Origin of the sequence: Helicobacter equorum, assembly GCF_900198655.1 — a bacterium.
GTDB classification, from domain to species: domain Bacteria; phylum Campylobacterota; class Campylobacteria; order Campylobacterales; family Helicobacteraceae; genus Helicobacter_F; species Helicobacter_F equorum.
This window is the reverse complement of the sequence record NZ_FZPO01000013.1, coordinates 1-26,526: the sequence shown is the minus strand read 5'-3', so window position 1 is coordinate 26,526 and position 26,526 is coordinate 1. Positions and strand designations below refer to the sequence as shown.

The window sequence follows — 26,526 nt, the reverse complement described above, 5'->3', positions numbered from 1 at the left end:
CTTTTAGGGCATATAAAGGTTACCAAGCCATCCTTTTGCAGTGTGTTTTAGTGCATTGACATCATCACTTGCAAAAAATCCTAAAGAATGTAATTGGCGTTGTGTAGGTAAATGATAGGTACTTTGAATATATTCTACAATAGCTTCACCACTATGAATAAGGATTGTATCCTTGCCAAAATATGTGCTAAGGGCGTGAGCAATAAGCGGAAAATGTGTGCAACCTAAAATAAGTGCATCAGGGGGATTATATCCACTAAAGTAATATTCCAACAATGCTTGCATAGGTTTGCCATCGTAGATTCCCTCTTCGACAAATGGCACAAAAAGTCCTGTTGCTAGACTTTTTACATTACAAAAACCTTTTTCTTGGAGTTTGGTAGCATAAAGATTTGAAGCGATTGTGGCTTTTGTGGCAATTACAAGGATAGAAGAATCTTTAGAAGGGAGTTTATTTTGCGTAGCAAGTACACCGGGTGTGATAACTCCTATAACTGGGAATGGAGCATTTTGACTAAGTGAATCTAGCGCATATGCACTTGCAGTATTACAAGCTATAACAAGCATATCGATATGTTGAGAGATAAAAAAATCAAGTGCTTGGAGAGAAAATCGAATAATAGTTTGTTTATCTTTGGTTCCGTATGGGACACGAGCGGTATCGCCATAATATACGATAGATTCAAAAAGTTTGGCTTCCAAAAGACTTTTTAAAACACTAAGTCCTCCAACACCACTATCAAACACACCGACTTTCATAGTTTTACTTATTCTTGAGGATTCATAGCATTTAAAAATTCTTCATTGTCTTGAGTTTGCTTCATCTTACTATAGATGAAACTTAGTGCTTCCACATCATCCATCGTATGCATTACATTACGCAACATCCATACTTTTGTGAGCTTATCTTTACCAAGTAGCAACTCATCTTTGCGTGTGCCAGATTTGAGAATATCAAGCGCTGGATAGATTCGGCGATCCGCAACACTACGCGCAAGGACAATTTCACTATTTCCTGTGCCTTTAAATTCCTCAAAAATCACCTCATCCATGCGTGATCCTGTATCAATAAGTGCAGTAGCGATAATAGTGAGGCTACCGCCTTGCTCAATATTGCGAGCTGCACCAAAAAATCTCTTTGGTTTATGCAAGGCATTTGCATCAACCCCACCGCTTAGCACTTTGCCACTAGAGGGTGTGGCGGCATTATATGCGCGTGCCAATCGTGTAATAGAATCTAATAAAATCACGACATCTTTGCCCATTTCTACTTTGCGTTTAGCGCTTTCTATGACAAGTTCAGCGACACGAATATGGTTTGTTGCAGGGAGATCAAATGTTGAGCTAAATACTTGTCCTTTGACGCTACGCTCCATATCGGTTACTTCCTCTGGGCGTTCATCTACCAAAAGTACCATGAGTTCAACTTCTGGGTGATTTTTGGCTATGCCGTGTGCAAGTTCTTTCATAAGTTCAGTTTTTCCCGTGCGTGGCGGAGCAACAATAAGTGCGCGTTGTCCCTTGCCTATAGGTGTGAAGAGATCAAGCATTCTACCTGTTACCATATCGGATTGATATTCAAGTTTAAGCTGTTCTATAGGAAAAAGTGGTGTGAGATTATCAAAAAGTGGGCGATTTTTGATTTCATCAAGAGAGATAAAATTGACTGCTTCAATTTTTAAAAGTGCATAGTAGCGTTCTTGATCTTTTGGTGGGCGCACCTGTCCCATTACTATATCACCATTTCTTAGTGCAAAACGGCGAATTTGGCTTTGTGAGACATAGGTATCGTTTTGGCTATTACTAAAGCTCTTATCAGATGCACGCAAAAATCCGTGTCCATCAGGCATAATTTCTAAGATTCCTGTAAGGAGAATGTAGCCACCTTGCGTAACTTGAGTTTTTAGAATCTCAAAGATGAGATCTTGTCGGAGATATTCTTGTGGATTTTCAATACCAAGTTTTTTAGCGATTTCAATTAGTTTAACAACAGAGCTTGATTTAAGATCTTCTATTTTATAACCTTCTACTGGTGTATGCGTTCGTGTTTTTTCATTAGCCATTTAAGTCCTTAGTGAAGTAAATTGAAGTTTTAGAGCAGTAAAACTAGCCATTCTAGCGATTTTTTGCTTAAGGCTGCGTAAAGTTCGCTATTTGCTTAATTTTACAATTGCATATTTTCAAGTAAAAAATCTTGGTGAAAACGATACATTTTGTTGCGGACTTTGATAAGAATTCCTGCGTCCATAAGTTGTTTAAAAGTTTTGACAATTGTTGGTTTGCTAACATTAAGGTGCAGCAAAATATCTTCGTACGATCCGTGAAAAATCTTATCTTCATCGCAATGCTCGATGAGGAATTTAACAATTTCTATTTTTTTGCCACCAACAAAGGTAGAAATAGCCTTGATAAGGAGACTCTGTGCTTCTATTTCCTTGGCTTGGACAAAAGGTAGAATCGCCTTTTGCAAGACTTTAAGTAGTGAATCTATTTCGATAGGTTTTAGAATGTAGTTATCCACTCTAAGATTAATAGCTTCCAAGAGATATTTTACTTCAGTGTGTGCAGAAGCAATGATGATGGGGATATTTGGTTGGGTGGAATGGCGGATAAGTCCCACAAGGTCTAGCCCACTAAGTTTTGGCATTAAAATATCAGTAAGCACCACATCAATCTTGTGCTGATTAAATAAATGCCATGCCTCTTGTCCATTTTTTGCTAAAATAAGTCGTCCGACATAATCTTCTAGTACCATTGCAGTGAGTTTTAGCGTATCTTGATCATCTTCTGCATAGAGGATTGTCAAATCTTTTAAGCTACGCTTAGGGTGATTCATACTTTGTCTCCTTGTGTGGTTTAGATTTATGGTGCTGTGGTAGCGGTTTGTAAAATACACGCACTATGAGGAATAATAATACTAAAAGCACTTCCTTTAGATCCCTTATGAACAATATCGGAATCTTCTTGAAGCTTAAAAGTGATATTTTGCACCGCAATGCTACCAAAAAATTGTTTTTCAATAATTTGTTTTGCCATATAAAGCCCTATTCCTGTTCCTGCCGATTTGTGTTTGGTTGTAAAGTAGGGTTCAAATATTTTTTGTATGTCATCAAGCTTGATACCTCCTGCATTGTCTTTGACATTGATAGCGAGATTTGTATCACAAGGCGTAATGCTAATCTCTACAAAACGCTTATCATTAGGAATTTTAGATTCTTTAAATGCATCTATGGCGTTGTTAAGCAAAACAAATACCACTTGTGTAAAAGCATTTTCGTAGCCTAAAATTGTAAAATCCTCTTGCATATTGGTGCTTACTTGGATATTTTCATCATATAGCACCCCAGAAAGAAGCTCAAGAGAATCTAAAAGCGCTTTTTTGATACTAAAGCATGTTTTTTCTTTGTCGGGACGAAAAAATGTGCTAAAACTCTCAATGGTTTCGGACATATTTTTAGCAATTTTGAGGCCATATTGGGTTTGTGCATATAGAAATTCTTTATCAAACTTGCCTTGATCGTATTTGGTTTTAAAACTCTGTATAAGAAGGGTAAGAGAATTTAGCGGTTGTCGCCATTGATGCGCGATATTGTGAATCATCTCTCCCATAGAGGCTAATCGTGCTTGTTGATACAAAAATAAGTCTTTTTGTTGATTTTGTTTTACTTCATATTCTATGGATTTTTGGAGATTATTGTTTAGTGTTTGAAGTTCGATAGTTTTTTGTGCCACAAGGTTTTCTAGCGAATTATAGGCATTATTAATAGAATCTGTAATGGCTTTAGAGAGTATAAGAAACATACAGGCTAAGACAAGCAAGAAAAATCCCAGAATCTTAAGGCTAAAGTCATAGAGTGAATCGCTTACTTCTTTATTGATTGTTGCGAGTTCTATATTGCATCGTACAAGTTTAGTAAAAAGATCATAGCGAGATATATTGTGCTCTTGTAGTGCATGATCAATTTGTGCGATTATTTCTCGCTGCATATTAGAAAGCCTCATAATTTCTTCTTTTTGTTCTCTTAAAAAACTAGCTTGATACCAATGACGGATTTTATTAAGGAATTTATAGCGGTTTTCTTTTTCTTGCAAATCATGCTTATAAGTTTGCCAAAGTATTTGGACATTATCACTATTGGTGCGTGAATCTAAAAAGGAGTTTTGCATCTCTTGTGCATAGAGCATGCTCATTTTTTGCGTGGGATAGTTGCTATCATAATCTGCCTTTAGTCCCATAAGTGCCAAAAGTCCCATAACCCAGCAAAGCACAAAAATAACAGCGATGAGATACAGCAGGATATGCGTTTTGCCTTGAATGGTAGTTTTTTGGAGTTTATTTTGGATTGATTGTAGCACTTTATGTCCTTTATTAATATTTCTTTTTTTTATGGTTTTGTGTGTCGTTGGCGTAATGCTTGAGTAATTTCTATTGGTGTGAGATCGCGTATATGTGCAAAATCACCATAGATTCTAAGAAGTTTTTGTATTTGGGCAACGCTAAGATTTTTTTCTATGCCTAAAGCTTGGGCTTGTGTAAGATTTTTTAACTTTTTGTTCCTATGGAAAGTGATTGCATAGCGATGTGCCTCATCGCGCAATTTTTGCAAAAATTGTAGTCGTTTGTCGCTTGGAGGCAGTCGTATTTGTGTTGTTTGTATGTGTTCTTGTGCTGTGTGTTTGGAATCTAGCATATATACATAATCGCTAGCACTTCCCTTAGCCCGATGTGCGCGCCCATTGAGTTTGTGTTTGGCTATTCCTAAGATATCTATTTGCACTCCTGCACTTTCTAAAATCTCTTTTGCTATAGTAATTTGTGCCGCACCGCCATCAAGGAGCCAAAGATTTGGTGGGGGATTAGATTCAAAATCTAGGGCTCTGCGTGTAAGCATTTCTCGCATTTGTGCGTATTCATCAGTGCCTTGTAAATGATAATGTCTGTAGGCATTTTTCAAAAACCCATCATTTTCATACACGACCATTCCTCCCACACAGGCACTTCCACTATGATGTGAGGTATCAAAAATTTCTATGCGATAAGGGAGATTTGAGAGAGCAAAAAGTTCGCGCAAAGCTTGTAGTTCTTGTATGTAGTGTTGCTTTTGTTGCTCTTGCAAACGCATAAGTTCTTTGGCATTTGTGCGTGCAATATTGATAAGTTCGTGTTTTTTGCCCCTCTGGGGTTGAAGTATGGTAATTTTTTTGCCTGTGCGTTTTTGCAAAATTTTTTCTAAGCGTATTTTTTCTTCAAAGATGCCGATTTCATAGGGTAATAAAATAGAATCCGGTAATAATGGCGCAGGGGTTTTATAATGGTTGAGTAGGGCTTGGGTATATAAAGAGTGTAAGACTTGGGATTTATCTGCTTGGGAAGATTCTGTAGTGAGGGATTGTAGGGATTCATCATGAATAGATAAAAAATCGCTTGAGCTTATGCGTCCATTACGTATAAAAAGCTTCATCATTATGCCATAATGATTGGTATCTGCACAAAATACAAAGACATCAAGATTACTATAGTCTAACAAATCGATATGAGAAAACGCCTGCATTTGAGTGATTTTAGCGATACTATCGCGTATTTTTGCGGCTTCTTCAAACGCATAATGTTGTGCGAGAGTTTGCATTTTGGATTCTAATATAGCAATGAGCTTTTTTTTGTGCTGTAGTAAATCAATAGCTTGTTCAAGGAGTTGGGCATATTGTTCTTTGTTTGTTTTACCTTCACATGGAGCTAAGCAACGTTTAATCTGATAAAACAAACATGCTTTTTTGCCTCTAAGACAAGACTTCTTTTGCACTAAAGGTAGGGATTGCAAGATGCTTTCTAGCAAATCACGAGCCCCAGTGCTAAATGGTCCAAAATATGTGATATTGCGCTTCTTAAGCAATGTGCGTGTGATCTCTAGTGTGGGGAAATCTTCATTATAATCAATGTAAATATATGGATATGTTTTATCATCACGCAACAAAATGTTATATTTTGGTTTGAGGCTTTTGATAAGAGAGTTTTCCAAAATGAGTGCATCTTGTTCGTTTGGAGTGATAAAAGTTTTTATTTCAGATACTTGTGACACCATAGAAGCTATGCGTGGGCTTAGCTTTGTGCTTGGTGTGAAATAACTCTTAATACGTTTTTTAAGATTCTTTGCCTTCCCTACGTATAAGAGATGTCCGTTTGCATCAAAGTATTGATACACGCCAGAACTTTGGGGGAGATGAGCGAGTGTGGGCAATGCGTTATTAGTAGTGAGATGTAGCATTATCACCTTTACTTTAAGCACAAATGAAATATAATGGAATTTTAGCCTGTAGATTCTATAAGCCAACTTAAGGAATATAATGAAAGTTTGTATCGTAGAAGATGACATCAATTATCGCAAATCCCTAGAAATCGCCTTTAACGACTATCCAGACTATGATATAAAGAGCTTTAAAAACGCCAAAGAAGCGCTAAAAGCAATTTCTATGCTTCAGCACACACCACAAGATTTTGATGTGATTATTACCGACATTAATATGCCCCAAATGGATGGGCTACAATTTTTGCAAGAATTAGAGGGCAAATACATAAGTATCGTTATTACAGGTAACGCATCTGTGCAAAATGCGATAAAAGCTATCCGTTTAGGTGTTAAGGATTTTTTAGTAAAGGGCTTTAGTTTTGAGGAATTAATCCAAACCCTAGAAAACCTCAAAAAAGAGCAAGAAATCCTGGGTGAATACAACCAAGAAGATTCTATAAGCAAAAAAACAGGCAAAACAAAGACACACCCCACGCAATCTATGAAAGATACACACAAAAAATTTTTCATCTCCTCTTCCCCAGCTCTTGAAAATGCCAAAAATATCGCCCTAAAAGTCGCTCCAACTGACGCAAATGTATTTTTGATGGGGCAAAGCGGTGTAGGCAAAGATGTGTTTGCAAACTTTATCCATATACATTCCAAGCGTGCTAATGCCCCATTTATCGCTATCAATATGGCAGCAATCCCTGAACATTTACTAGAATCTGAGCTTTTTGGGTATGAAAAAGGCGCATTCACAGATGCGACAAACTCAAAACACGGAATCTTAGAGGATGCTAATGGTGGAAGTGTGTTTTTAGATGAGATAGGCGAAATGCCTATTGCCTTGCAAGCTAAGTTATTACGAGTATTGCAAGAAAAAACACTCACGCGTTTAGGAAGTTCCAAAAAAATTTCTATTGATGTGCGTTTTATTTCTGCCACAAATGCTAATATTATGCAAAAAATCACGCAAGGTCATTTTCGCGAGGACTTGTTTTTTCGTTTGCAGACAATCCCCATTTTTGTCCCACCGCTTAAAGAGCGCAAGGAAGAGATTTTAGATATTGCACGATACAAACTTCAAGAAACGATACAAAAATATGGATTTGCTCCAAAAGTTTTGCACAAAGATAGTGAAAAGGCATTGCTTGAATATCCTTGGTATGGGAATGTACGTGAGCTTCTCTCGGTGATAGAGCGAGCAGTAATTTTAAGTGATGGTGAGCAAATCACACCAAAAGATTTGTTTTTAGAATCTAGACAAAAGGTTTTTGGCAGTGCAGGGGAAATAGGAGGATTTGAGGAGATAGAGCGTGAATTTTTGGCACAAGCGCTCAAGCATAATGATAATGATTTAGAGAAAGTAAGTGCTTTGCTAGGTATGGAGCTTAGTGTGTTGCGACACAAAAAGGCACATTATGGACTCTAGGTTTAAGAATCTAAAGAGGCTTTTTTAAAGTTAGTTAATGTAAAATAAGGCATTTGTCAAGTTTTTGGAGTGTGGTGGTGCTAAAGAAAATAAAAAATTTTAATGAACTTGTGATGTTTGAGCACACAATTTTTTCTGCATCCTTTATCCTCATATCCATGGTCGTTGCAAGTTTACAGGCTGATGGAAGCATTTGGATGGGATGGTCTACATTTTTTTTGTGTGTTATGGCACTTGTGAGTGCGCGAAATTTTGCAATGGCCTTTAATCGGCTTTTAGATAGAGATATAGATGCGCTTAATCCACGCACTACAAATCGTCCTAGTGTTGATGGTAGGGTAGGGTTTGTGGCTTTAAGTGTGTTTTGTGGTGTCAATGCTAGTATCTTTGTGCTTGTGTCTTACTATATCAATACCCTTGCTTTTACGCTGTCTTTACCTTTTTTGGTAATTTTGGGAGGATACTCGATGATGAAGCGCATTTCTTCATTCGCACACCTTGTGCTTGGTATCTCATTGGGTCTTGCGCCTATTGCTGGATGTATTGCAGTGCTAGGAAGTTTAGAGTGGTGGTGCATAGCTTTGAGTGTGGCAGTGATGTTTTGGGTAGCCGGATTTGATTTGTTGTATTCCTTGCAAGACAGGGAATTTGATATAAAGCACAATCTCTATTCAATTCCTTCGCGATTTGGGGTGCAAAATACCCTATATCTTTCAAGACTATTTCATCTTTGTGCGGTGATTTTTTGGGGAATATTTATATATCAGACACAGATTCTAGGTGTTATTTCGTATGTGGGCTTAGCTATTTGTGCAATAATGCTTACATATGAACAATACCTCGTGCATAAGGACTTTGTGAATATCCCTAAGGCATTTTTTGCGACCAATGGATATTTGGGGTTTGTGTTTTTTGCATTTGTAGGTTTTGATGGGGTGTGGCATTATGGACTATAAGGCATTATTAGAATCTTTGGGGATTTCGACGCGTTTGGGGAGATGTCATCTGCACCTAGCCTATGAATACCTACAAACTCAAAAAATGCCTCTGTATGAAGAGGAGTTTTCTACTCTCGCGACTTTTAGTGAAGCACCTATATTGAAATGGATAAAAACTATGCATTCTAAGAATGCTTTAGGTGAAGAAAATGTAGTGATTATTGAGATTTTAACCCAAATGTATAAAAAGCTTGAGAGATTAGAACAGATACTTACGCATAAAGAACAAGAGTTTTTGCCTCTTGCACACAAAGCCAAACTTAGATTTGTCGGACATGATGCATTATGTCTTGATGAAGATCAAAGTTTTGGGGATTGTGAGGGAGAGAATGCGATTTATGTGCGTATGTTTGTTCCATTTTTTCCTGAACGCACACTTGGAATCTTTGCAAGAGTTTTGCACCCACAAGTTGCTAAAATCGAACATATTCATATCAAAAACCGCACATATTTTGATACTTTTGTAGCAGAGTGTGAGCGTGGTATGATTTTGGATACAAAAAGCCTCCAACAAAAGACACAATAAAGGATAGTGTAGTGTTTGAATTGTCATTTCAAAATCTTAGTATGATTTGCAGCATCGCTTGTTTGCTTGTTGTCATTGTGCTTGTTGTAGCAAATTATTTTCGTAATATGGATACATACAAGCGCCTTAGGCGTTTTGAGCGTGGGATTGAGGATCTAAACAAAGAAATGTATAAAATTAAAAAATGGATAAAAGACAATGAGCTTGAAAACCAATATACCAATACCGCACTTGGGAGCAAGATAAAGGCCGAAGTGCGAGACGCATTAAGCAATGGGCTTATTAAGGTGCAACGACAAATAGAAATCTTAGAATCTGATATTCATAAACAAAATGACTATATGGAAGAAAAAACCCTTATGCTTGAGGAAAAACTGCGTGAGTTAAATTATATGCCCTCAAATGGAAATACTATTGATGAAAAACGCATTAGCGCACTTTTTAGAGATGGCTGGAGTATAGATTCTATTGCCAAAGAAATGCGTCTTGGTAAGGGGGAAGTGGAGTTTATCCTCAAGCTTGCTAATATCCGCTAAGACTTTTTAGATAATGCACATAAGTCAAAATCTTGTCTCTAAGGAATTTTTTTTGCTTGTTTCTTTAAAAATTAAGAAAAATTGTAGATTCTACGAGCTTGTATAGAATCTAAAGTAAGGTTGGTGGCGTGAAATATCTCTCTTTTTTTGCGTGTCTGTGTATATTGTATGTGTTTATTGGTTGCAAGATAGATACAAGTCATACAACACTCAAGCGACACACTCTCATGGATGGTGCAGATTCAAAAATGTGGGCTTCATATGAAGATGATATACGCACAACAAAAAAAGCCAAAAAAATTTCAAGTGGTAATGCAAATACTTCATTTTTTGGTCGTGATAGTCTTTTGGCACAATCCGATCTTGCCTTAGAGAGTGAGTTACATAATAATTCAGACTTTTCAAGCCAAGCAAATGAGAATCTCAAAAAAGCTCATAAAGCCCATAGACAAGAATTAATGAATCTTAGTGGGAATATTTCAAAAAATTGGGGGGAGAGTGAGTTTGCAGTATCAGATACCTCAAAGCTTGTTAAATATAGCGATCATTATCTTTCGCGCTCAAGCATTGATTTTGCAAGCGGTAAGATTCGCGTAGAAACCATAGATGATTCAAATCCCACTAATGCCTTAGAAAACGCAATCACTAAGGCATTGCTAACCCCAAAGGATCCTAGAGATGTGGATTTGTATTCGGATTCTGAAGTCAAATTTGATGGAAAGCCATTTCTTGCAGGACTTATTAAGGACAATGAGGGACAGGATATTTTGTATGAATGGCGAGCCAAAAAATATGCACAATATTTAGTGCAAAATAAACTCCAAACACGCACTGATACTAATGCTCACAAGGTGTATTACGTAGATTTGCAAATGAGTGATGATTACCAAAAACTTGCTGGTAATAGTTACCAAGCTATTGCACAACGCTATGCCAAGGAATTTGGTCTTGATCCTGCACTTGTGATGGCAATCATTCATACAGAATCTAACTTTAACCCATATGCTATGAGTCATGTGCCTGCATATGGATTAATGCAGATTGTTCCAAGCACAGCAGGGGCAGATTCACATAAGCTTATCACTGGCAATAGTGGAGTGCCAACAAAAACAATGCTTTTCACACCAGAGACAAATATTAGGTATGGTAGTGCATATTTACATATACTTTTTAATCGCTATTTACAAGGCATTACCGATCCAAAATCGCAAGAGTATTGTGTCATAGCGGCGTATAACACGGGAAGTGGAAATGTGTTGCGTGCGTTTCATAGCGATCGAAAACAAGCTATTAGCGTTATAAACTCTCTTTCTGCAGATCAAGTATATAAACGCCTCACAACAAAGCTAAGCCAAGATGAGGCACGCCGTTATGTCCAAAAAGTTACAAATTTTAAAAGGCAGTATGTGGGATTATGATGAAAATATTTGAATTTTTTTCAGATTCTAAGCATTGTAGCTATCTTGCCAATCAACAGAGCACAATGCGTTATTTTCATATTTTTCATTGTTCCCAATCCTTTTATTTGGGTTTATTGCAAAGAGGTTGGAGACGCTTTGGAAAATATTTTTTTGTTCCTGTGTGTCAGCATTGTAAGGAGTGTATTTCTATACGCACTCTAGTGGAAGATTTTGAATTGAGCAAAAATCAGAAACGAGTGCTAAAAAATAATCAAGAAACCGCTATATACATACAAAAACCAACTTTAACACAAGATCATCTTTTGTTGTATGACAAATACCACCGCGTAATGAATCTCAAAAAATCGTGGGAATACACGCTTATCACAGAGCAAAGCTATCACGAAATGTTTGTCGAAGGTCATCAGGAATATGGTTATGAGTTTTTGTATGTGCGAGATTCTAAACTTATAGGCGTTGGATTAGTAGATATACTTGGAGATAGTATAAGTGCAGTGTATTTTTTCTATGATCATGACTATGGACATTTAAGTTTGGGGACATTTAATATTCTTGTGCAACTTAAGATTGCTAAAGAAAGGGGATTGCGCTATTTTTATCCCGGTTATTGGATAAAAGATCATTATTCTATGGGCTACAAAGAACGATTTGAACCTTTTGAGTATCTACATAATGCACCAGATTTATTTGAAATGCCAGATTGGAGAATCTATGAGCGGACAAACATATGATTTAGCAGGTCTTTATGGCATCAGTGACGAAAAACTCACACCATTTAGCACTCTTATAACTCAAGTGCAAGAAGCCATAGCGGGTGGTATAAAAATTTTTCAATTTAGAGATAAAAATAGCTTAGATAAGGATATTATAGAGATTATTAAGCATTTAATGCATATATGTGCTACTTCAAATGTGCTTTTTGTCTTGAATGATCGCATAGATCTCGCGATAAGGCTTGGTGTTCCGGGATTGCATATTGGCAAAGATGATGGGAATCTCGCATTGGTGCGCAAAAGATTTAAGGGTATTTTGGGTGTTTCGAGTTATGGAGATATATCGCGCGCCAAAGAAGCACAATCTCAAGGTGCAGATTATGTAGCATTTGGTTCTATCTTTCCTTCTTTGACTAAGCCAAATGCCGTGTGTATTGGGGCAGAGATTCTTGTTGAAGCAAAGGCACTGCTTGATATTCCAATTTGCGCTATTGGGGGAATTAGCAAAGATAATATCAAAGTGCTAAAAAATGCTGATATGTCCGCTGTAATAAATTCTTTATGGAATGGAAATCCACGTCAAAATGCTCAAAATCTTGCTGAAAGTTTTATATGTGCCAAACTTGTAGGCATTAAAAAAGGTACTTCGTGAATCTAGGACTTCCTATTGCATTGTGGCGAGGTGATATTCCCCCTCCAAAAACTGCTTATAAACAAACAAATATCTTTTTGCGCCATGAGGACTTACAGAGTATTAGTGATTGTGAGGATTTTCACTTACAAGCCACCACATCACGAGATTATAAACATATTATTATTTTTGTTGGTGGGCTTATGGATAGCTATCATCATGTGGTGTTTAGGGAATTTGCACAATTTACAAATGGTAGCTATCAAAAACTTGCTCATATTCTTTTTTGCACAAAAATATATACAACCTTTGATAGCAAAGCACTTTTTCATGCGTGGTTACCCGAACTTCTTAATGCAGGGTATCATCCTTATTTATTCGCACATAGCTGGGGAGCAGCAAATATTACTAAGGTGTTAGCAACACTAAATCTTGCACCACAAAGTATTCCTTTACTTGTAACAATGGATCCTGTAGGATATTGGTGCTTAAAAGAAAAGCCACAAAGTATCCAAAAGTGGGTGAATCTTTATATTGCGGATAAATGGCAACATATCACGCCACCAAATATTTGCACATATTTTGGGCATGCTTGGAATCATTGTTTTAGCGCTGATAAGGATATTGCAGTGAAAAATTATCATATATCCACTAAGAGTGCTAAAGACCGAAAGATTATCACGCATGCAAGCATTAGAACAATGCTACATTATTTTAATACAAGCACAGAGTTTTCTTTGTGATACAAAAATGTAGTGAATCTATTCTATCATATAGCCATTTTTAAAGATCCACCAACTTAAAGCTCGTGCTTGTTGTAAATGTTGATACAAAGAATAGGCAAGTTCTTTGTCTTTTGCGCGCTCTAAACCTTGACTAACATACTCTATATGTGCCCCATTGTATATAAATCGTTCATTTGCCACTACTTTATCACCAAATGCCTTATAGAGATTTTCTTGATATGAGCTGTTTTTGTTGCTAAGAAGTGGTTTTCCAAAACTTACATATTCGTGCCTGTTTGGTGCCACTAGCTCAAGGATTGTTGGCATGATATCCACATGTGAACCCACATTAGAAAGTATTCTAGGCTTTAGACTTGGTGCATAGAGAATAAAAGGCACATTATATTTGTTTTTTGATGTAGAGATTTTGGTGGTGTTATGCGTGCTTGTGATTACAAAAAGTACATTTGGGAATCTCTCGTTTATATCTGCTATAAATTTAGCCAAAATCTTATCTTGTTGGTATAGATAGCTTAATAGATGTATATCACCTTGTGTGATGATTTCTGGATGTGCCTGCACAAATTCTTGTATATGTTGCGTATAGCTAGATTCTATCTCTTGGTCTTTGGTATAAGGCGTAGTCACTATAACATTAAAGCTTTTTTGTTGATAACCTACAAACAATCTATCTCGCACGAGATTTACAAGGTGTTGATTATAAGCACCCGTTGTGTGCGCATATGGAGGCTTATAGGATCGTGTTTTGGCACTTTGGATAATCTGCGTGTTATAAAAACTCTCATCAAAGCCTTGGGAATGCACAAACTCATCAAGCTTATCCCAATGATCTCTGTCGCCACCAAAGAAAAAGTTTGTTGTATATCCTAATGCTTTAAAATTCATTGCTAACGAAGTTTTGAGATTCTCAATCTGTTTGGAGGCAAGGCGTAAATCAATACCGATATTAAAAAGACCGCTTATTTGCATTTCAAGACTAGCTATATCATTAGGGGCATTTTCTAAAAAGATATTTGTTTTAAATGCACCTTGTGATACAAGCGTATTTAATTCGCTACATAGTCCAATTTTATCAACCCCCTTCTCCAAACACCAATCATTAAGTCCATCAACAATAATATAAAAAATATGATTAATTTGCGTATTAGATGGGTTATTGGTGCTTTTTTGGAGAAGTTTTTGCAAATCATAGTGTGGTAAATCTTCTTGTATTTCAAAAAAATCTTTCACAACCTCTGTGGGTGATTGATCTATATAATCACTAAAGGAGGAATGATTGATTTGTGTATAGAGCTTGTATGTTTTACTAAGGCTAGCTATCGCGTTAGGTAGTGTTTTTTGGAGATTGCTATGGAGTTGTAGGTATTTTGTCGTTATGCCACTTAATACAAAAGCCTCCCAAGTCGCAAAACATACTACAAGAATAAGCAAAGGCGAATATTTGGGAGTTTGATACGAGAGGCGTGTATATGTATTTGTCTGATACACAGAATCTATAATCTTAAAGCCAATGCGCATAACCCCAAAAAACACGATACAACTTACAAGAAAGATAAAAAGCTTCCAGTGAGTGTATTTTTCCCAGGGTGCTATAAAAATAGAAAATTGTATATTATCACGAAACAAATTTGCATCAAATGTATCGTGATACAGATAATAAAACCATATTTGGCTTAAACCTACATAGAGACTTACAACGATACACAAAATAGCAAGCATATGTAAAATCTTGCGCCCCATGGAGGATTGATACAAGAAAAGACCCAAAATAAAGATTATAAGTGTCAGAATCCCTACAATATTGCCATCATACAACAAGCCATAAGATAGTATTTGGAAATAGGTGGAAAAAGGAATGTGTGTTACGTCGTGATCAGAAAAATCGATATATATCACAAACCCTAAACGCAGTGCAAAAAAGACTCCATACATTGTAAGTGCGAAAACAACACACTTCCACAATGAAGCTCTAAACCAAAATGCGTTTTTCATAATATTTCCTTAGTGATATAAAACTCATAAAAAGTGTATAGCCTACACTATAAACCCACAAATACGGACAAAAGATTCTATCTAAGATATTGTGCGTATCTGTGAAAAAGAGGGTAATAGAGGCTAAAGCAAGAAAGATCCCCATAAGTGAATCACTATATATCATCACTGCTATCACACCCAATACAACGAGATTTTCAAAAAGTGGATCAAAATGATAAACATCAAGCCAAGGCACTATGTTCAGTGTGCCCAAAAGCAATAACGCCCCAAAGATTGCATAATAAAAAAATGTTATAGGTCGCAATGCAAAGGATATGGAGATTTGTTTGTGCATAAGAGTCCCAACGTCTTGCACAAAAGTTTTAGCCAAAAAAGTAAGTGCAATCAAGATACTTATAATGCCCGGTGCATCAAAAAATGTATATATGATCTCAATACTATTATAATGTGTAAAAAACATCGGTATACAGGCTAACACAATACATACGAGACAAAATATATATTTCACAAGAATTCTAGATTCCAACAAGTGAGTCCCAATCCATAATGCAATCGCTACATATATAATCCATAAGTCAAACATTGCTACTTACCCCTTAGTGTCTAAAATCTTGGGACATATAACCATTTTGTGCGAAATAAAAATCTCTAAGATATAAAAGTGGATCCTCTCCAATATCTTTATCTTGCTCTTTAAAAAATACTGGATTCTTTTCTTTTGCTTGAGCGATAAGCTCTTGGAGTGTATCAAGGCGCACCTTGGCATATTTAATTTGTTTGCGATCGTAAGTGTATGTGATGTAGAGATTTTCAGAATCTAGCACTGCAGCAGGATAGCTTACCTCTCCATTTTTGCTAATATCAAGTGTCAAAAGTCGCTCAAAAATACCTTGCACAGAATCTTTTAGCCAAAATATGCTTAATGAAGCTCTAGAATGAATATGAATATCTTCTCCATAAAGCTGATATAACTCCAAAAGAGGATTATTAAAACCATCATTGTGGATTAGCACGACTTCTCCCCCGATATTCACAAGCACACTTGAGCTATCATAATTTATAAGGTTTGTTTGTATAGGTTTATGCCATACGTTGCCCATATCATCACAATGTTGCAAATACGCATAGTCAGCGTGATACGATCGAGAAAATTCAAGACATTCAGAAGAAGCAGTAGCGACTATGCTAGGTTGGAGTTGCCCACGCAAATTATTAAGGCGTTTGCTAAATTGCATATGTCCTTGCACATCAAAGAAAAGAGCAAGCGGATATTTGTCGGCAAGCTCATGATACACTGGAAGCATAAATCCGCCATTTTCCAACAAAACTGCTGGAGTTCGCACTAGGTGAGAAAAATTTACAAACACCCCTAAGTGTAATTCTCTAATATAGGTGAGATTCTCTAAAGTCTCATCAAATAGAAGTTGATAGATTTTGGAAGTGCTCCACCCACCTAGACTTACCCCTACAACAAAGAGGTGCGTCCTACCTAAACTATCGCGAAATGCGACTGGATTACCAAGCTTTTTGATGAATTTGCCACTTTGTTTGGATAGCCATTCTGGCGTGAGAATAGGTTTTGGCTCACTCCAAGACTTGCCACCTTTGTATAAAAAGCTTTGATAAATTTTGACATTGCGAGATCCCTCTTTGTCTCCGGCAAAAAATAACACCATAAGCTTAGAATCTAAATCCAAGACAGAGCTTGCATGTGCGCTTTTTTCAAAATTTCTCACAAGGATAAAATCTTGTGAGAAATCTTGTATATCTTGTGTGGTATTTTGTGAGAGAATAGAGGCGTTATTAGAAAGTGTTAAGAGTGAATCTGGTACGTATGAGATAAATGGTGTAGTGTTGGTGTATGTGCTTTGGTAGGTAGCTATACTTAGCGTTAATGTGCAAACTCCAAAACACACAAACTTAAGGATTCTCATTATGAGAATCCTTAATAAATCGCGCAATTCGTTCTATTCCTAATTGAATCTGCTCTGTATTACATGCAAAAGAAAAACGCACATAGCCATCTTTACCAAAGGCGCTACCTGGAACAAGTGCGATGCCTTGAGATTGCAATAATTCTTGACAAAATCGCATAGAATCCCCATTGAATTTTGTAATTTCTTGGATATTAGGGAAGAGATAAAATGCTCCTTGTGGCTTTTGGAGAGTAATACCTGGCAAGGTATTAAAGAGTTTGTAAGCAACTTCCATACGTTCCTTAAATGCAAGACGCATTTCTTCTATGTCTGCTACACATTCCTTACCAAGTGCTACTACACTTGCTTTTTGTGCGATAGAGTTGACATTTGAGGTACATTGACTTTGGAGGTTATCCATATATTTGATAAGTTGCTTATCCTTACAAGCAATATAACCTACACGCCACCCTGTCATCGCTACTGCCTTGCTCAATCCATTAATAACAATTGTGCGTTCTAGCATGTCTTGACTAATAGCTGCACTAGAACAAAATGTTATATCATAGACAAGTTTTTCGTAGATTTCATCACTAAGCACCCAAATATTACTTCCCGCCAATATATGTGCTAACTCTTCTAGCTCTTTCTTGCTATATACTATGCCCGTAGGGTTTGAAGGAGAATTTAAGACAAGTATTTTTGTCTTGGGTGTAATGGCTTCTTTAAGCTGTTTTGGTGTGATTTTAAAATTTTGTTTTTCGTCTGTAGAGATAAAAACATTTGTTCCACCGCAATATGTAACAACTTCTGGATAGCTCACCCAATATGGTTTGGGGATTATCACTTCATCACCCTCGCATATAAGTGCTTGAAGTACATTAAAGAGTGAATGTTTGGCGCCATTACTTACAATAACCTCACTAGGGTCATAATGTAAATCATTTTCACGCTCAAGTTTTTCGCAAATCGCCTTGCGTAATTCTGGAATACCACCCACCGCTGTATAATGTGTAAAACCACTATTAAGCGCTCGTATTGCCTCATCTCTGATAGGTTTTGGTGTATCAAAGTCTGGCTCACCGGCTGAAAAACTCAAAATATCTTTGCCTTGTGCTTTAAGATCGCGTGCTAGAGAGCTAATTGCAATAGTAGTAGATTCACTAAGAAGCTGGATTCTAGGTGCATATGTAGGATTTTGCATATATTCTCCTTATGCGTTAATCTGTAGCCTTTTTATTTGGAAGGCTAGGATTGTAATATATCTTTACTTTTACAAAACTTATGCAATGTTGTTGTGTAATGAATGCACACAAAAATTAGCCATTAAAATACACAAGGGCAGAGCCCCAAGTAAATCCTCCACCAAATGCATCAAGCAAGAGTAGATCGCCATTTTTAAGTTTGCCCTGCGTATAGATCTCATCAATAGCCATAGGAATTGAAGCAGCAGAAGTATTGCCATATTTTTGCACGGTGAGCACAATTTGTTCTGGAGAGAAGTCTAGCATTTCCCCAACGGCGTTAATGATGCGTAAATTTGCTTGATGTGGCACAAAAAAATTTACATCTTGAGGTTTAATGGCATTATGCTCCAAAATATCCTTAACATCTCGAGCAAGTGTCTTTACTGCCTGTTTAAAGACTTCATTACCCTTCATTTGTAGGCATTGTTTGGGTGAATTATTTGTAGCACCAAGTCTAGGTGTATATAGCAAATCAGCATATTGCCCATTTGCAGCGACATGCACATCGAGAATAGATTTAGATTTGTCTGTAGTAGCACTCACAACTGCAGCACCACTTCCATCTCCAAAAAGCACACATGTGCTACGATCTTCAAAATCTAGCACTGAACTTACTTTTTCGGCCCCTATGATAAGAATATTTTTGTAAGTGCGTGATTTTATAAAAGATTTTGCTATATCAAGGAGATAGATAAAACCACTGCATGCACTACTAATATCAAAAGCGGGTTTGTTGTGTATGCCAAGTTTGTGAGCAGTAATACACGCCGTAGAAGGCATTGTAAGGTAATCTGGACTTAATGTAGCAACAATTACGACATCAATATCATTAGGTGTGAGGTTGGCACGCTCTATAGCAAGTTTTCCTGCTTCGTAGGCAAGATCACTTGTATTCTGTTCTGGAGTGGCAAAGTAGCGTGTTTGAATACCTGTTCTCTTGCCAATCCACTCATCACTTGTATCTAAAGTTTTTTCAAAATCCTTATTACTCACGCATTGTGATGGCACATAAGATGCAATAGATTTGAGTGAAGCAAAGAGTTGTCCCATGGTATTCCTTATCGAGATTCAAAAACTTTCTCTAGTTTTGTGCAAATATCAGAATCTAAGGCATGTAGTGCTTGATACACAGCACATTCTATAGCTCTAGCATTTGAACTTCCGTGGCTAATAATCACAACATTTTGGACACCTAGTAGTGGTGCACCACCATATTCACTATGATCGATTTTCTTTTTAAGATTCTTGAATGCACCTTTCATAAGCATTGCACCAAGTGCGCGAATAGGGGATTTCTTGATTTCTTGTTTGAGAATTTGAGAAATAGCGCTTGCTACACCCTCGCTTGCCTTGAGAACAAGATTACCCGAAAATCCATCACATACGACCACATCAACATTGCCATTAAAGATATCTCTCCCTTCTACATTGCCTTGAAAAAACTCAAACTCTTTCAATAATGGAAATGTTGCTTTAGTGAGCTCATTGCCCTTTGTGTCTTCTTCACCATTAGATAATAGTCCTACACGTGGATTACTATATCCCATAACACTTTTGGCGTATTCATGTCCCATAATGGCAAAATCCACCAAATATTCGGGTTTGCAATCTGTGTTTGCTCCAGCATCAAGTATCACGCTAGGATTGCCATTGATAGTTGGCATAGTGGTGCAAATTGCGGGGCGAGAAACACCCTTAATTCTACCAAGTTTAAGAGTAGCAAGACTCATTGTTGCACCGCTATGTCCAGGTGATACAAGTGCATCGGCTTTGCCCTCACGCACAAGTTCTGTAGCAACAAAAATAGAAGTTTCTTTGCGTTTTGATGCATTTGTTGCACTTTCCTCCATTTTGACATAATCTAGGCAATGCACGATTTGCACATGATTTACAAGCTCACTTGGCAATAACGGGCTAATTTTGGCTTCATCACCTACAATAAGGGCTTGAAATTCTCTATGCTTTAAGGCTTCTACCACACCAAACACAATGGGTTCGATACCATTATCTGCACCCATTACATCAATGGCAATTTTTCGCATCGACTCCTCCATTTCTCAAACACACAAAATATCAAATACGACTACTTGTATTGTCCATTAAACTTATTGATATGATGAGGCATTTTCCAGCTACCATCTTTATCCTTGATAGGCATTGCAAGACTTATTTTGTAATGTGTTCTTCGCTTTGCTGCACGTGTTTTGCTTACTCTTCTTTTTGGAACTGCCATATTATTCTCCTTTTATGTGATAATCCATTTTTATAGATTCTATCTCGCTTTGCAAGATATACCCTAAGTCTATAAAACCATCGAAAAACTCGATAACATCGAGGCTATCAAGATTGCTTTGGCTTTGTGTATCCCAAACACCATCTGAAATATACAAAACCAAAGGTTCATTAAAATCTTTGATAAAAGTTTCTCCGCTTTGTGCACAAATAAGCTCTAAACCGCCACTGAGTGTAGCATTAAGTTTAGAAAGCTTAGAATCCACACGAGTAAGTGTGCCACTAAGCTTCAAACCTTCAGATTCCAAACTAAAGGATTTTGGTGATGAGGCAACTTTTCTAAAAGCAATTTTCATAGATTACTTTGTGTGATTTTTAAGATATAAACACAAAACGCTGTTGTTAGCAAATTTCTCTCTTAGCAAAGAAAAATGCAATTTCATTTTTAGCATTCTCAGGACTATCGCTACCATGCACGGCATTTGCATCGATGCTATCAGCAAAGTCTGCTCTAATTGTTCCAGGTTTTGCTTCTTTAGGATTTGTCGCACCCATAAGATCACGATTTTTAAGCACAGCATTTTCTCCCTCTAGCACCATAACGACTACAGGACCGCTTACCATAAAATCAACAAGGTCATTAAAAAATGGGCGTTCTTTGTGTATTGCGTAAAATTCTTTTGCATCACAGCGTCCAAGTTGGAGTTTTTTCATCGCTACTATACGCAAACCATTGCTTTCAAATCTATCAATAACTTTACCAATAACCCCCTTTTTGACAGCATCAGGTTTAATGATAGAAAGAGTTTGTTCCATAATAATTCTCCTAAAAAGAAATAAAAGTGAGGGATTCTAGCACAAATAAGTTTTTTAAAACCTTAGAAAACTTAAACTAACACTTTTTGCGCCACATTTATAGAATCTAGTAGTAAATTATAATGATTTAGAGGGTTACAGAGAGCCTAGAAAGTTTTGTGTATGCAAACCTTGCATTAAAGGCTTTCATCAGCATTTTGCCCTGCCTGAACCATATTTTTTTTCCATTGCTTCTTTAAAAAATTCCCTTTGTGTTTTGGGAATCTTATCGGGGTGATGAATGCGCATATGTTCTAAATATTTATCATAACTTGGCATGCCTACGAGCAAATGCAAGAATCTATCGGATCGTTGATAGATTCTTTGTGCATATCTCCAAATTTTTACAAATATCATTTATGCACGGCAATTTTGCCATCATAATCACTTGCTTTTATATATGGAGATTCAGCAAGAGGTATAGTTGGCTTACCACTTATAGTTTTAAGACAGATTCTAATACATTGCAACAATACAAGACACGTTACAAGCATAAAGAATCCGCACAAAATCGCATTAAGTAAGTTGTTATTAGCAATGAGGTTAAATTTATCTACTTGAGTACTAAGGTTTGCAATCACTTCAGGATCTGTTTGCATAGCTATCTCTGCAAGTTTTTGGGCTACGACTGCTTTGTTGTTTTGCCATGTCGCAATATGACTTACTGAATCATGAAGCCTTTCACCATTTGCTGGAAGCAATTTCAAAATCCCTGCATAGAGTGTGCTTACCAATAGCCAAACAGCAGGTAAAATCGCAATCCATGCTTGTTTGGCTTTATCCATCTTAAAGAGCACGACTATGACAGCGAGTAATGCTATACCTGCTAACATCTGATTAGAAACTCCAAAGAGTGTCCAAAGCGATTTTACTCCACCTTGTGGATCTGTAACACCTTGATAGAGAATATAACCCCAACCTATCACACATATTAATGTTGCAAGGATTCCATAACATATTGAATGGATATTTCCAAATGGCTTATAAACATTGCCTAGCACATCTTGAACCATGAATCTACCAGCTCTTGTCCCTGCATCAACAGCAGTCAAGATAAAGAGTGCCTCAAACAAAATCGCAAAATGATACCAAAATGCCAAAGAGCCTTGAGAAAATAATGGCACTTGTGAAATGATAGTTGCCAAACCTATTGCAAAAGTTGGTGCACCACCAGTTTTGCTAAGGATCGATTTTTCCCCTATCTCATTAGCAGTGTTAAGAATCTGTTCTGGTGTGATCACAAAGCCCCATGATCCAATTGTTTGTGCTGCTACTTGTGCCGCTACCATTGTGTCTTGTAACACACCACTTTGATAAAAACTAGCTGTTCCAAGAGTAGCAGGTGCAACATTGATAGAAAAATACAAACCAGGTGTAAGGATTACAGCAGCAATAAGTGCCATAATCGCCACGGCAGATTCCATAAGCATAGATCCATAGCCCACCATTCTTGCATGAGATTCGCGCTCTAACATTTTAGGTGTTGTCCCACTTGATATAAGGGCGTGAAATCCACTAACCGCACCACAGGCAATCGTAATAAATAAAAATGGAAAGAGTTTGCCACTAAACACAGGACCACTTCCATCGATAAACTTTGTAACACTTTCAAATTGTACATCCGGCGCTACTATAAGGATACCAGCAGCCATAATCACAATCACACCTATCTTTAAAAATGTGCTTAGATAATCTCTAGGAGCAAGCAAAAACCATACAGGTAAAATTGCCGCGATAAATCCATAAGCGATCATAACATAAGTAAGCGTAACAGGACTTAATGTAAAAAGTGGTGCAAGTGTTTCGCTTTCTCCTACTGCGCGACCATAATAAAGCGCCAAAAGCAATAAAATAAAGCCAATGATACTTGCTTCACCGATTTTACCAGGACGCAAGAAGCGCATATGCAATCCCATATAAATTGCTATAGGAATAGTCATAGCGATTGTAAAAAGTCCCCAAGGAGATTCTGCAAGTGCATTGACAACAACGAGTGCTAAAATTGCGATAATAAGCATCATAATACCCAAAATCCCAATCATTGCGATACTTCCCACACCTTTGCCTAATTCAAGCTTGATAATCTCTCCCAAACTTTTTCCATCTCTGCGCATAGAAACAAATAGCACAGTAAAGTCATGAACTGCCCCTGCAAGCACCACACCAACTACAATCCAAATCATACTTGGTAGATAACCCATTTGAGCAGCGAGAATAGGACCAACCAAAGGACCAGCACCAGCTATAGCAGCAAAGTGATGTCCAAAAAGAACAATCTTATTTGTTGGCACAAAATCATGTCCATCATTGTGGGCTACTGCTGGAGTAGCACGATTATCATCAAGCCCTAAAACTTTGTAAGCAATATATTTAGAGTAGTAACGATATGCGATCGCATAAATACACACCGCTGTTACCACAATCCATATTGCGTTAATACTTTCTCCAGTATGCAGTGCAAGCACTCCAAAACAATATGCACCCACAAGCGATATTAACGCCCATAGTGCAATACTTAAAGCCTTATTCATGATACACCTTTGTGTTTAGATTCCATTTTGCAATGATTGATCTATTGTATATAAGTGTTTTTGTGTAAGTCAAGATTTTTAGGATAAGTTTTTGAGAAATGCGAGGAGATGTAACATTAATTGTATATATGCACGTTATACCATAATGATACAAATTTGGCATCATTGATATTTAAGTGTGCTTATTGCATAATGTAGATAAATGACCTACCTCTTATTAGGAATCTATATGGATCGCACACAACGAATGTATATACTCGCAATGTTTTTTGCTATGTCGCTTTGGGCAATAGCTTGGCCATGTTCAAAGATTTTAATTCAGCAAGCTCACCCTTATCTCATTGCACTTATACGTTTTGCGCTCGTATCAACATGTATTTTACCTTTGATGTTGTTATTTAGGATTTCTTTTAGCCTTTCTAAGACACAATGCTTCTTTGTGTGTATTGCTGGTGTGCTTAATGCTCTTTATTCTTTATTGTTTTTTCAAGGGCTTATGTTTGGCGATGCAGGAAGAGCAGGGGTTATATCTACCACACTTTCACCTATTTTTGGATCACTATTAAGTATGTTTTTTGGTGGTATGTCTATCAATATGCGTGAGAAACTTGGGCTTCTATTAGGTTTTGTCTCTGGCATATTTTTATTACATATCCAAGAATTTTCTTCTCTGTTACATCCCTTTAATCTTTTTTTTATTGGTGCAGCATTGTCTTGGGCATTGGTAACACTTTTAAGTAAAAAAGTTCATATTCATCCACTGAAATTTAATGGCTATGTATCATGTATTAGCACTTTGCTTTTTGTCCCATATCTTTTTTTGGGAGATGGAATAGAGGAAAGCCTAAGGACTGCGGATAATGTATTTTGGATTTGCTTTTTTATCGTAAGTGTTCTTTCTGTGGTTGTGGCTACGAGTATCTTTTATAAGGGTGTAGAGGTGTTGGGTGTGCACAAAGGCGGAAGCTTTTTGCTCCTTGTGCCTGTCTTTGCACTTATTTTTTCATTTTTCCTGCTTGATGAAATACCTGACATACGCACACTGATAGGGTGTGCCTTAGCTTTGGGTGCTATTTATTTACTTAGCCTGTATAATCACTCACACATCTCGTGGCTTAGAAAATATGTGAGATTCTAGAGATTTTTAGATTTTGCGAGAACTTTAATTTCATAGCTAAAAACATTTGGGCTTGGTTGGTGTGTAGCACTTGCTGTAATCTTATTCCAAAATTTATATTGGAATACATAAAGCTTTAAAAATACTTTCCTGATAATTTTTTTAATACCCCTGCTTCCACTCATGGCATACTGATCAATTATTTTTACATCATCAAATCCAGCCATTTTAAGAACATAAATAAGACTCCCAGAAGTAAAAAGTGTGGTATGAGTAAAATCTTCATATGCCCAATAACATCCAGTGTGGCTTTGTGCATTTGGGACTGCGATAAATAATTTCCCGTTATCAGTAAGACAGTGTTTTTTGAAATGAGTAAGTATAGGAATTATCATATCTTTAGGAATATGTTCCAAACAATGTGTGCTGATAATGAGGTCGAATTTTTGTGTAGGAAAAAATTCTAAGATATTTTCTACTACTTTTGCATCTATGCCTCGGGATAAACAATATTCTATAGCTTTTGGATTAATATCAATACCAAATACACTGAACTTGCCCCCCCCCCATCTCTATAGGGTTTTGAAGAAAAAGATTGATGTTTCAGTGCATAGAGAGTTTGTCCAAAACCACAACCAAAATCTAAGATTCTTGATCCTGAATCTAACTCTTCGATAACCTCCTCAAAATATGATGGAAGTTTATAATCCATATAAAACTCACTATCGATATTTCTTGCTTCAAAATATTCCATAGTATCTCCTTTGTTTATAGTTTAGTGAATCAATTTAGCTAAAAAGTCTTGAGCCTATACGCACGAGGTTTGCACCACATGCTATAGCGATCTCAAAATCCTCACTCATGCCCATAGAAAGGGTTTTTGCCCCCATATTTTGGAGCGAATCAAACACATCTTTAGCAAGCACAAAACTCTTTTCTATAGCCCTATAATCTGTGCTATGTACCCCAATACTCATCACCCCTTCTAACTTGATATTAGGGCATTGTGCTAGAATCTCTAAATATGTTTCTTTGGCTTGTGTTGGTGATACGCCACTTTTGGTAGATTCAAAAGATGTATTGAGTTGCAATAAAGCACGCATTACCTTACTTTTGGCTTCTAATCGTTTTTGTAATGCCACGGCAAGTTTTAGAGAATCTAGTGAATGCAATAAAGTAGGATTAAGATCAATAAGTGTGTTAATTTTGTTTTCTTGCAAAGTGCCTATCATATGCCATTGTAGCGGTAGAGATTCTAAAATATGTATTTTTTGCTTAAGGTCTTGGACTTTGTTTTCACCAAACGCCCTTTGTCCACATTCATGTAAAAGCGTAATTTGCTC

The 26,526-nt window shown here is 36.9% G+C and carries 28 protein-coding genes; 9 read left to right on the top strand and 19 right to left on the bottom strand.

The genetic code is table 11. From position 1 onward, the window contains the following. Nucleotides 1-3 precede the first annotated feature (3 nt). The 5 genes from murI to uvrC form a co-directional block, all read right to left on the bottom strand. Nucleotides 4-759: a glutamate racemase gene (murI, locus tag C6H22_RS03205; protein ID WP_104693901.1), complete on the bottom strand. Its 756-nt coding sequence runs from the start codon at nt 757-759 to the stop codon at nt 4-6. A gap of 8 nt (nt 760-767) precedes the next feature. After that, the gene (rho, locus tag C6H22_RS03200; RefSeq protein WP_104693900.1) at nt 768-2,063 is read right to left on the bottom strand and encodes a transcription termination factor Rho; all 1,296 of its coding nucleotides are present in this window, start codon (nt 2,061-2,063) and stop codon (nt 768-770) included. 101 nt (nt 2,064-2,164) lie between these two features. Next, on the bottom strand, nt 2,165-2,836 hold the full coding sequence (locus tag C6H22_RS03195; protein ID WP_104693899.1) for a response regulator: 672 nt from the start codon (nt 2,834-2,836) through the stop codon (nt 2,165-2,167). Nucleotides 2,837-2,862: 26 nt separating this feature from the next. Further along, nucleotides 2,863-4,356, bottom strand: coding sequence for a sensor histidine kinase (locus C6H22_RS03190; protein WP_104693898.1), 1,494 nt, complete (start codon nt 4,354-4,356; stop codon nt 2,863-2,865). 29 nt (nt 4,357-4,385) lie between these two features. Beyond that, complete coding sequence (uvrC, locus tag C6H22_RS03185; protein ID WP_104693897.1) at nt 4,386-6,263, bottom strand: excinuclease ABC subunit UvrC; 1,878 nt, start codon at nt 6,261-6,263, stop codon at nt 4,386-4,388. Between the two features lie 79 nt (nt 6,264-6,342). Between uvrC and C6H22_RS03180 the strand changes: the two genes are divergently transcribed. The 8 genes from C6H22_RS03180 (at nt 6,343) to C6H22_RS03145 (ending at nt 13,287) form a co-directional block, all read left to right on the top strand. Then, the gene (locus C6H22_RS03180; protein ID WP_104693896.1) at nt 6,343-7,719 is read left to right on the top strand and encodes a sigma-54-dependent transcriptional regulator; all 1,377 of its coding nucleotides are present in this window, start codon (nt 6,343-6,345) and stop codon (nt 7,717-7,719) included. 77 nt (nt 7,720-7,796) lie between these two features. Beyond that, entirely contained in the window at nt 7,797-8,675 is an 879-nt protein-coding gene (gene mqnP / locus C6H22_RS03175) for a menaquinone biosynthesis prenyltransferase MqnP (protein WP_104693944.1), read from the top strand. Continuing rightward, complete coding sequence (locus tag C6H22_RS03170) at nt 8,665-9,243, top strand: hypothetical protein (RefSeq protein WP_104693895.1); 579 nt, start codon at nt 8,665-8,667, stop codon at nt 9,241-9,243. Before mqnP ends, C6H22_RS03170 begins: the two co-directional genes overlap by 11 nt. Nucleotides 9,244-9,254: 11 nt before the next feature. Next, nucleotides 9,255-9,779, top strand: coding sequence for a DUF6115 domain-containing protein (locus C6H22_RS03165; RefSeq protein ID WP_104693894.1), 525 nt, complete (start codon nt 9,255-9,257; stop codon nt 9,777-9,779). A gap of 128 nt (nt 9,780-9,907) precedes the next feature. Next, nucleotides 9,908-11,197, top strand: coding sequence for a murein transglycosylase domain-containing protein (locus C6H22_RS03160; protein ID WP_104693893.1), 1,290 nt, complete (start codon nt 9,908-9,910; stop codon nt 11,195-11,197). Further along, entirely contained in the window at nt 11,197-11,931 is a 735-nt protein-coding gene (locus tag C6H22_RS03155) for an arginyltransferase (RefSeq protein ID WP_104693892.1), read from the top strand. Before C6H22_RS03160 ends, C6H22_RS03155 begins: the two co-directional genes overlap by 1 nt. Next, nucleotides 11,912-12,565, top strand: a complete 654-nt coding sequence (gene thiE, locus C6H22_RS03150) for a thiamine phosphate synthase (protein WP_104693891.1) — start codon at nt 11,912-11,914, stop codon at nt 12,563-12,565. The genes C6H22_RS03155 and thiE overlap by 20 nt, the downstream gene beginning before the upstream one ends. Further along, a complete protein-coding gene (locus C6H22_RS03145; protein WP_104693890.1) occupies nt 12,562-13,287 on the top strand; it encodes a hypothetical protein in 726 nt (241 codons plus the stop codon). Before thiE ends, C6H22_RS03145 begins: the two co-directional genes overlap by 4 nt. Nucleotides 13,288-13,305: 18 nt before the next feature. Here C6H22_RS03145 and C6H22_RS03140 read toward each other — a convergent pair whose 3' ends face one another. The 11 genes from C6H22_RS03140 to C6H22_RS03090 form a co-directional block, all read right to left on the bottom strand. Continuing rightward, nucleotides 13,306-15,282 carry an LTA synthase family protein gene (locus tag C6H22_RS03140; RefSeq protein ID WP_104693889.1) on the bottom strand — a complete coding sequence of 659 codons (1,977 nt, stop codon included), beginning with the start codon at nt 15,280-15,282 and terminating at the stop codon, nt 13,306-13,308. Beyond that, nucleotides 15,260-15,868, bottom strand: a complete 609-nt coding sequence (locus C6H22_RS03135; protein WP_104693888.1) for a hypothetical protein — start codon at nt 15,866-15,868, stop codon at nt 15,260-15,262. The genes C6H22_RS03140 and C6H22_RS03135 overlap by 23 nt, the downstream gene beginning before the upstream one ends. 13 nt (nt 15,869-15,881) lie before the next feature. Beyond that, nucleotides 15,882-17,219, bottom strand: a complete 1,338-nt coding sequence (locus C6H22_RS03130; RefSeq protein WP_104693887.1) for an exo-alpha-sialidase — start codon at nt 17,217-17,219, stop codon at nt 15,882-15,884. Then, entirely contained in the window at nt 17,206-18,405 is a 1,200-nt protein-coding gene (locus C6H22_RS03125) for a pyridoxal phosphate-dependent aminotransferase (protein WP_104693886.1), read from the bottom strand. The genes C6H22_RS03130 and C6H22_RS03125 overlap by 14 nt, the downstream gene beginning before the upstream one ends. Nucleotides 18,406-18,520: 115 nt before the next feature. After that, a complete protein-coding gene (locus tag C6H22_RS03120) occupies nt 18,521-19,498 on the bottom strand; it encodes a beta-ketoacyl-ACP synthase III (RefSeq protein WP_104693885.1) in 978 nt (325 codons plus the stop codon). An 8-nt stretch (nt 19,499-19,506) separates the two neighbouring features. Continuing rightward, nucleotides 19,507-20,490, bottom strand: a complete 984-nt coding sequence (gene plsX / locus C6H22_RS03115; protein ID WP_104693884.1) for a phosphate acyltransferase PlsX — start codon at nt 20,488-20,490, stop codon at nt 19,507-19,509. A 41-nt stretch (nt 20,491-20,531) separates the two neighbouring features. Continuing rightward, nucleotides 20,532-20,681, bottom strand: coding sequence for a 50S ribosomal protein L32 (gene rpmF / locus C6H22_RS03110; RefSeq protein WP_104693883.1), 150 nt, complete (start codon nt 20,679-20,681; stop codon nt 20,532-20,534). Nucleotide 20,682: 1 nt separating this feature from the next. After that, the gene (locus C6H22_RS03105; RefSeq protein WP_104693882.1) at nt 20,683-21,036 is read right to left on the bottom strand and encodes a hypothetical protein; all 354 of its coding nucleotides are present in this window, start codon (nt 21,034-21,036) and stop codon (nt 20,683-20,685) included. A gap of 46 nt (nt 21,037-21,082) precedes the next feature. Then, the gene (gene ndk / locus C6H22_RS03100; protein WP_104693881.1) at nt 21,083-21,496 is read right to left on the bottom strand and encodes a nucleoside-diphosphate kinase; all 414 of its coding nucleotides are present in this window, start codon (nt 21,494-21,496) and stop codon (nt 21,083-21,085) included. Nucleotides 21,497-21,685: 189 nt separating this feature from the next. Further along, on the bottom strand, nt 21,686-21,892 hold the full coding sequence (gene kcuS, locus C6H22_RS03095; RefSeq protein WP_104693880.1) for a KCU-star family selenoprotein: 207 nt from the start codon (nt 21,890-21,892) through the stop codon (nt 21,686-21,688). After that, nucleotides 21,889-24,066 (bottom strand): carbon starvation CstA family protein, encoded by a 2,178-nt coding sequence (locus tag C6H22_RS03090; RefSeq protein ID WP_104693879.1) that lies wholly within the window; start codon nt 24,064-24,066, stop codon nt 21,889-21,891. The genes kcuS and C6H22_RS03090 overlap by 4 nt, the downstream gene beginning before the upstream one ends. Nucleotides 24,067-24,295: 229 nt before the next feature. Between C6H22_RS03090 and C6H22_RS03085 the strand changes: the two genes are divergently transcribed. Then, entirely contained in the window at nt 24,296-25,204 is a 909-nt protein-coding gene (locus tag C6H22_RS03085) for a DMT family transporter (RefSeq protein WP_158654608.1), read from the top strand. Here C6H22_RS03085 and C6H22_RS03080 read toward each other — a convergent pair. From C6H22_RS03080 to C6H22_RS03070, 3 genes are all read right to left on the bottom strand, one after another. Beyond that, on the bottom strand, nt 25,201-25,677 hold the full coding sequence (locus tag C6H22_RS03080) for a methyltransferase domain-containing protein (RefSeq protein WP_233707011.1): 477 nt from the start codon (nt 25,675-25,677) through the stop codon (nt 25,201-25,203). The two genes, C6H22_RS03085 and C6H22_RS03080, sit on opposite strands and share 4 nt — an antisense overlap. A gap of 20 nt (nt 25,678-25,697) precedes the next feature. Next, nucleotides 25,698-25,937, bottom strand: a complete 240-nt coding sequence (locus C6H22_RS03075) for a methionine biosynthesis protein MetW (RefSeq protein WP_104693876.1) — start codon at nt 25,935-25,937, stop codon at nt 25,698-25,700. Nucleotides 25,938-25,971: 34 nt separating this feature from the next. After that, nucleotides 25,972-26,526 (bottom strand): YggS family pyridoxal phosphate-dependent enzyme (locus tag C6H22_RS03070; RefSeq protein ID WP_104693875.1); only part of this gene is annotated, 555 nt, incomplete at its 5' end.

Excerpts from the sequence above, each read along its gene's own strand:
- murI (WP_104693901.1), bottom strand. The coding sequence starts at position 759 with ATGAAAGTCGGTGTGTTTGATAGTGGTGTTGGAGGACTTAGTGTTTTA.
- rho (WP_104693900.1), bottom strand. The coding sequence starts at position 2,063 with ATGGCTAATGAAAAAACACGAACGCATACACCAGTAGAAGGTTATAAA.
- C6H22_RS03195 (WP_104693899.1), bottom strand. The coding sequence starts at position 2,836 with ATGAATCACCCTAAGCGTAGCTTAAAAGATTTGACAATCCTCTATGCA.
- uvrC (WP_104693897.1), bottom strand. The coding sequence starts at position 6,263 with ATGCTACATCTCACTACTAATAACGCATTGCCCACACTCGCTCATCTC.
- C6H22_RS03180 (WP_104693896.1), top strand. The coding sequence starts at position 6,343 with ATGAAAGTTTGTATCGTAGAAGATGACATCAATTATCGCAAATCCCTA.
- C6H22_RS03170 (WP_104693895.1), top strand. The coding sequence starts at position 8,665 with ATGGACTATAAGGCATTATTAGAATCTTTGGGGATTTCGACGCGTTTG.
- C6H22_RS03155 (WP_104693892.1), top strand. The coding sequence starts at position 11,197 with ATGAAAATATTTGAATTTTTTTCAGATTCTAAGCATTGTAGCTATCTT.
- thiE (WP_104693891.1), top strand. The coding sequence starts at position 11,912 with ATGAGCGGACAAACATATGATTTAGCAGGTCTTTATGGCATCAGTGAC.
- C6H22_RS03140 (WP_104693889.1), bottom strand. The coding sequence starts at position 15,282 with ATGAAAAACGCATTTTGGTTTAGAGCTTCATTGTGGAAGTGTGTTGTT.
- C6H22_RS03135 (WP_104693888.1), bottom strand. The coding sequence starts at position 15,868 with ATGTTTGACTTATGGATTATATATGTAGCGATTGCATTATGGATTGGG.
- C6H22_RS03130 (WP_104693887.1), bottom strand. The coding sequence starts at position 17,219 with ATGAGAATCCTTAAGTTTGTGTGTTTTGGAGTTTGCACATTAACGCTA.
- C6H22_RS03125 (WP_104693886.1), bottom strand. The coding sequence starts at position 18,405 with ATGCAAAATCCTACATATGCACCTAGAATCCAGCTTCTTAGTGAATCT.
- C6H22_RS03120 (WP_104693885.1), bottom strand. The coding sequence starts at position 19,498 with ATGGGACAACTCTTTGCTTCACTCAAATCTATTGCATCTTATGTGCCA.
- plsX (WP_104693884.1), bottom strand. The coding sequence starts at position 20,490 with ATGCGAAAAATTGCCATTGATGTAATGGGTGCAGATAATGGTATCGAA.
- rpmF (WP_104693883.1), bottom strand. The coding sequence starts at position 20,681 with ATGGCAGTTCCAAAAAGAAGAGTAAGCAAAACACGTGCAGCAAAGCGA.
- C6H22_RS03105 (WP_104693882.1), bottom strand. The coding sequence starts at position 21,036 with ATGAAAATTGCTTTTAGAAAAGTTGCCTCATCACCAAAATCCTTTAGT.
- ndk (WP_104693881.1), bottom strand. The coding sequence starts at position 21,496 with ATGGAACAAACTCTTTCTATCATTAAACCTGATGCTGTCAAAAAGGGG.
- kcuS (WP_104693880.1), bottom strand. The coding sequence starts at position 21,892 with ATGATATTTGTAAAAATTTGGAGATATGCACAAAGAATCTATCAACGA.
- C6H22_RS03090 (WP_104693879.1), bottom strand. The coding sequence starts at position 24,066 with ATGAATAAGGCTTTAAGTATTGCACTATGGGCGTTAATATCGCTTGTG.
- C6H22_RS03085 (WP_158654608.1), top strand. The coding sequence starts at position 24,296 with ATGGATCGCACACAACGAATGTATATACTCGCAATGTTTTTTGCTATG.
- C6H22_RS03075 (WP_104693876.1), bottom strand. The coding sequence starts at position 25,937 with ATGGAATATTTTGAAGCAAGAAATATCGATAGTGAGTTTTATATGGAT.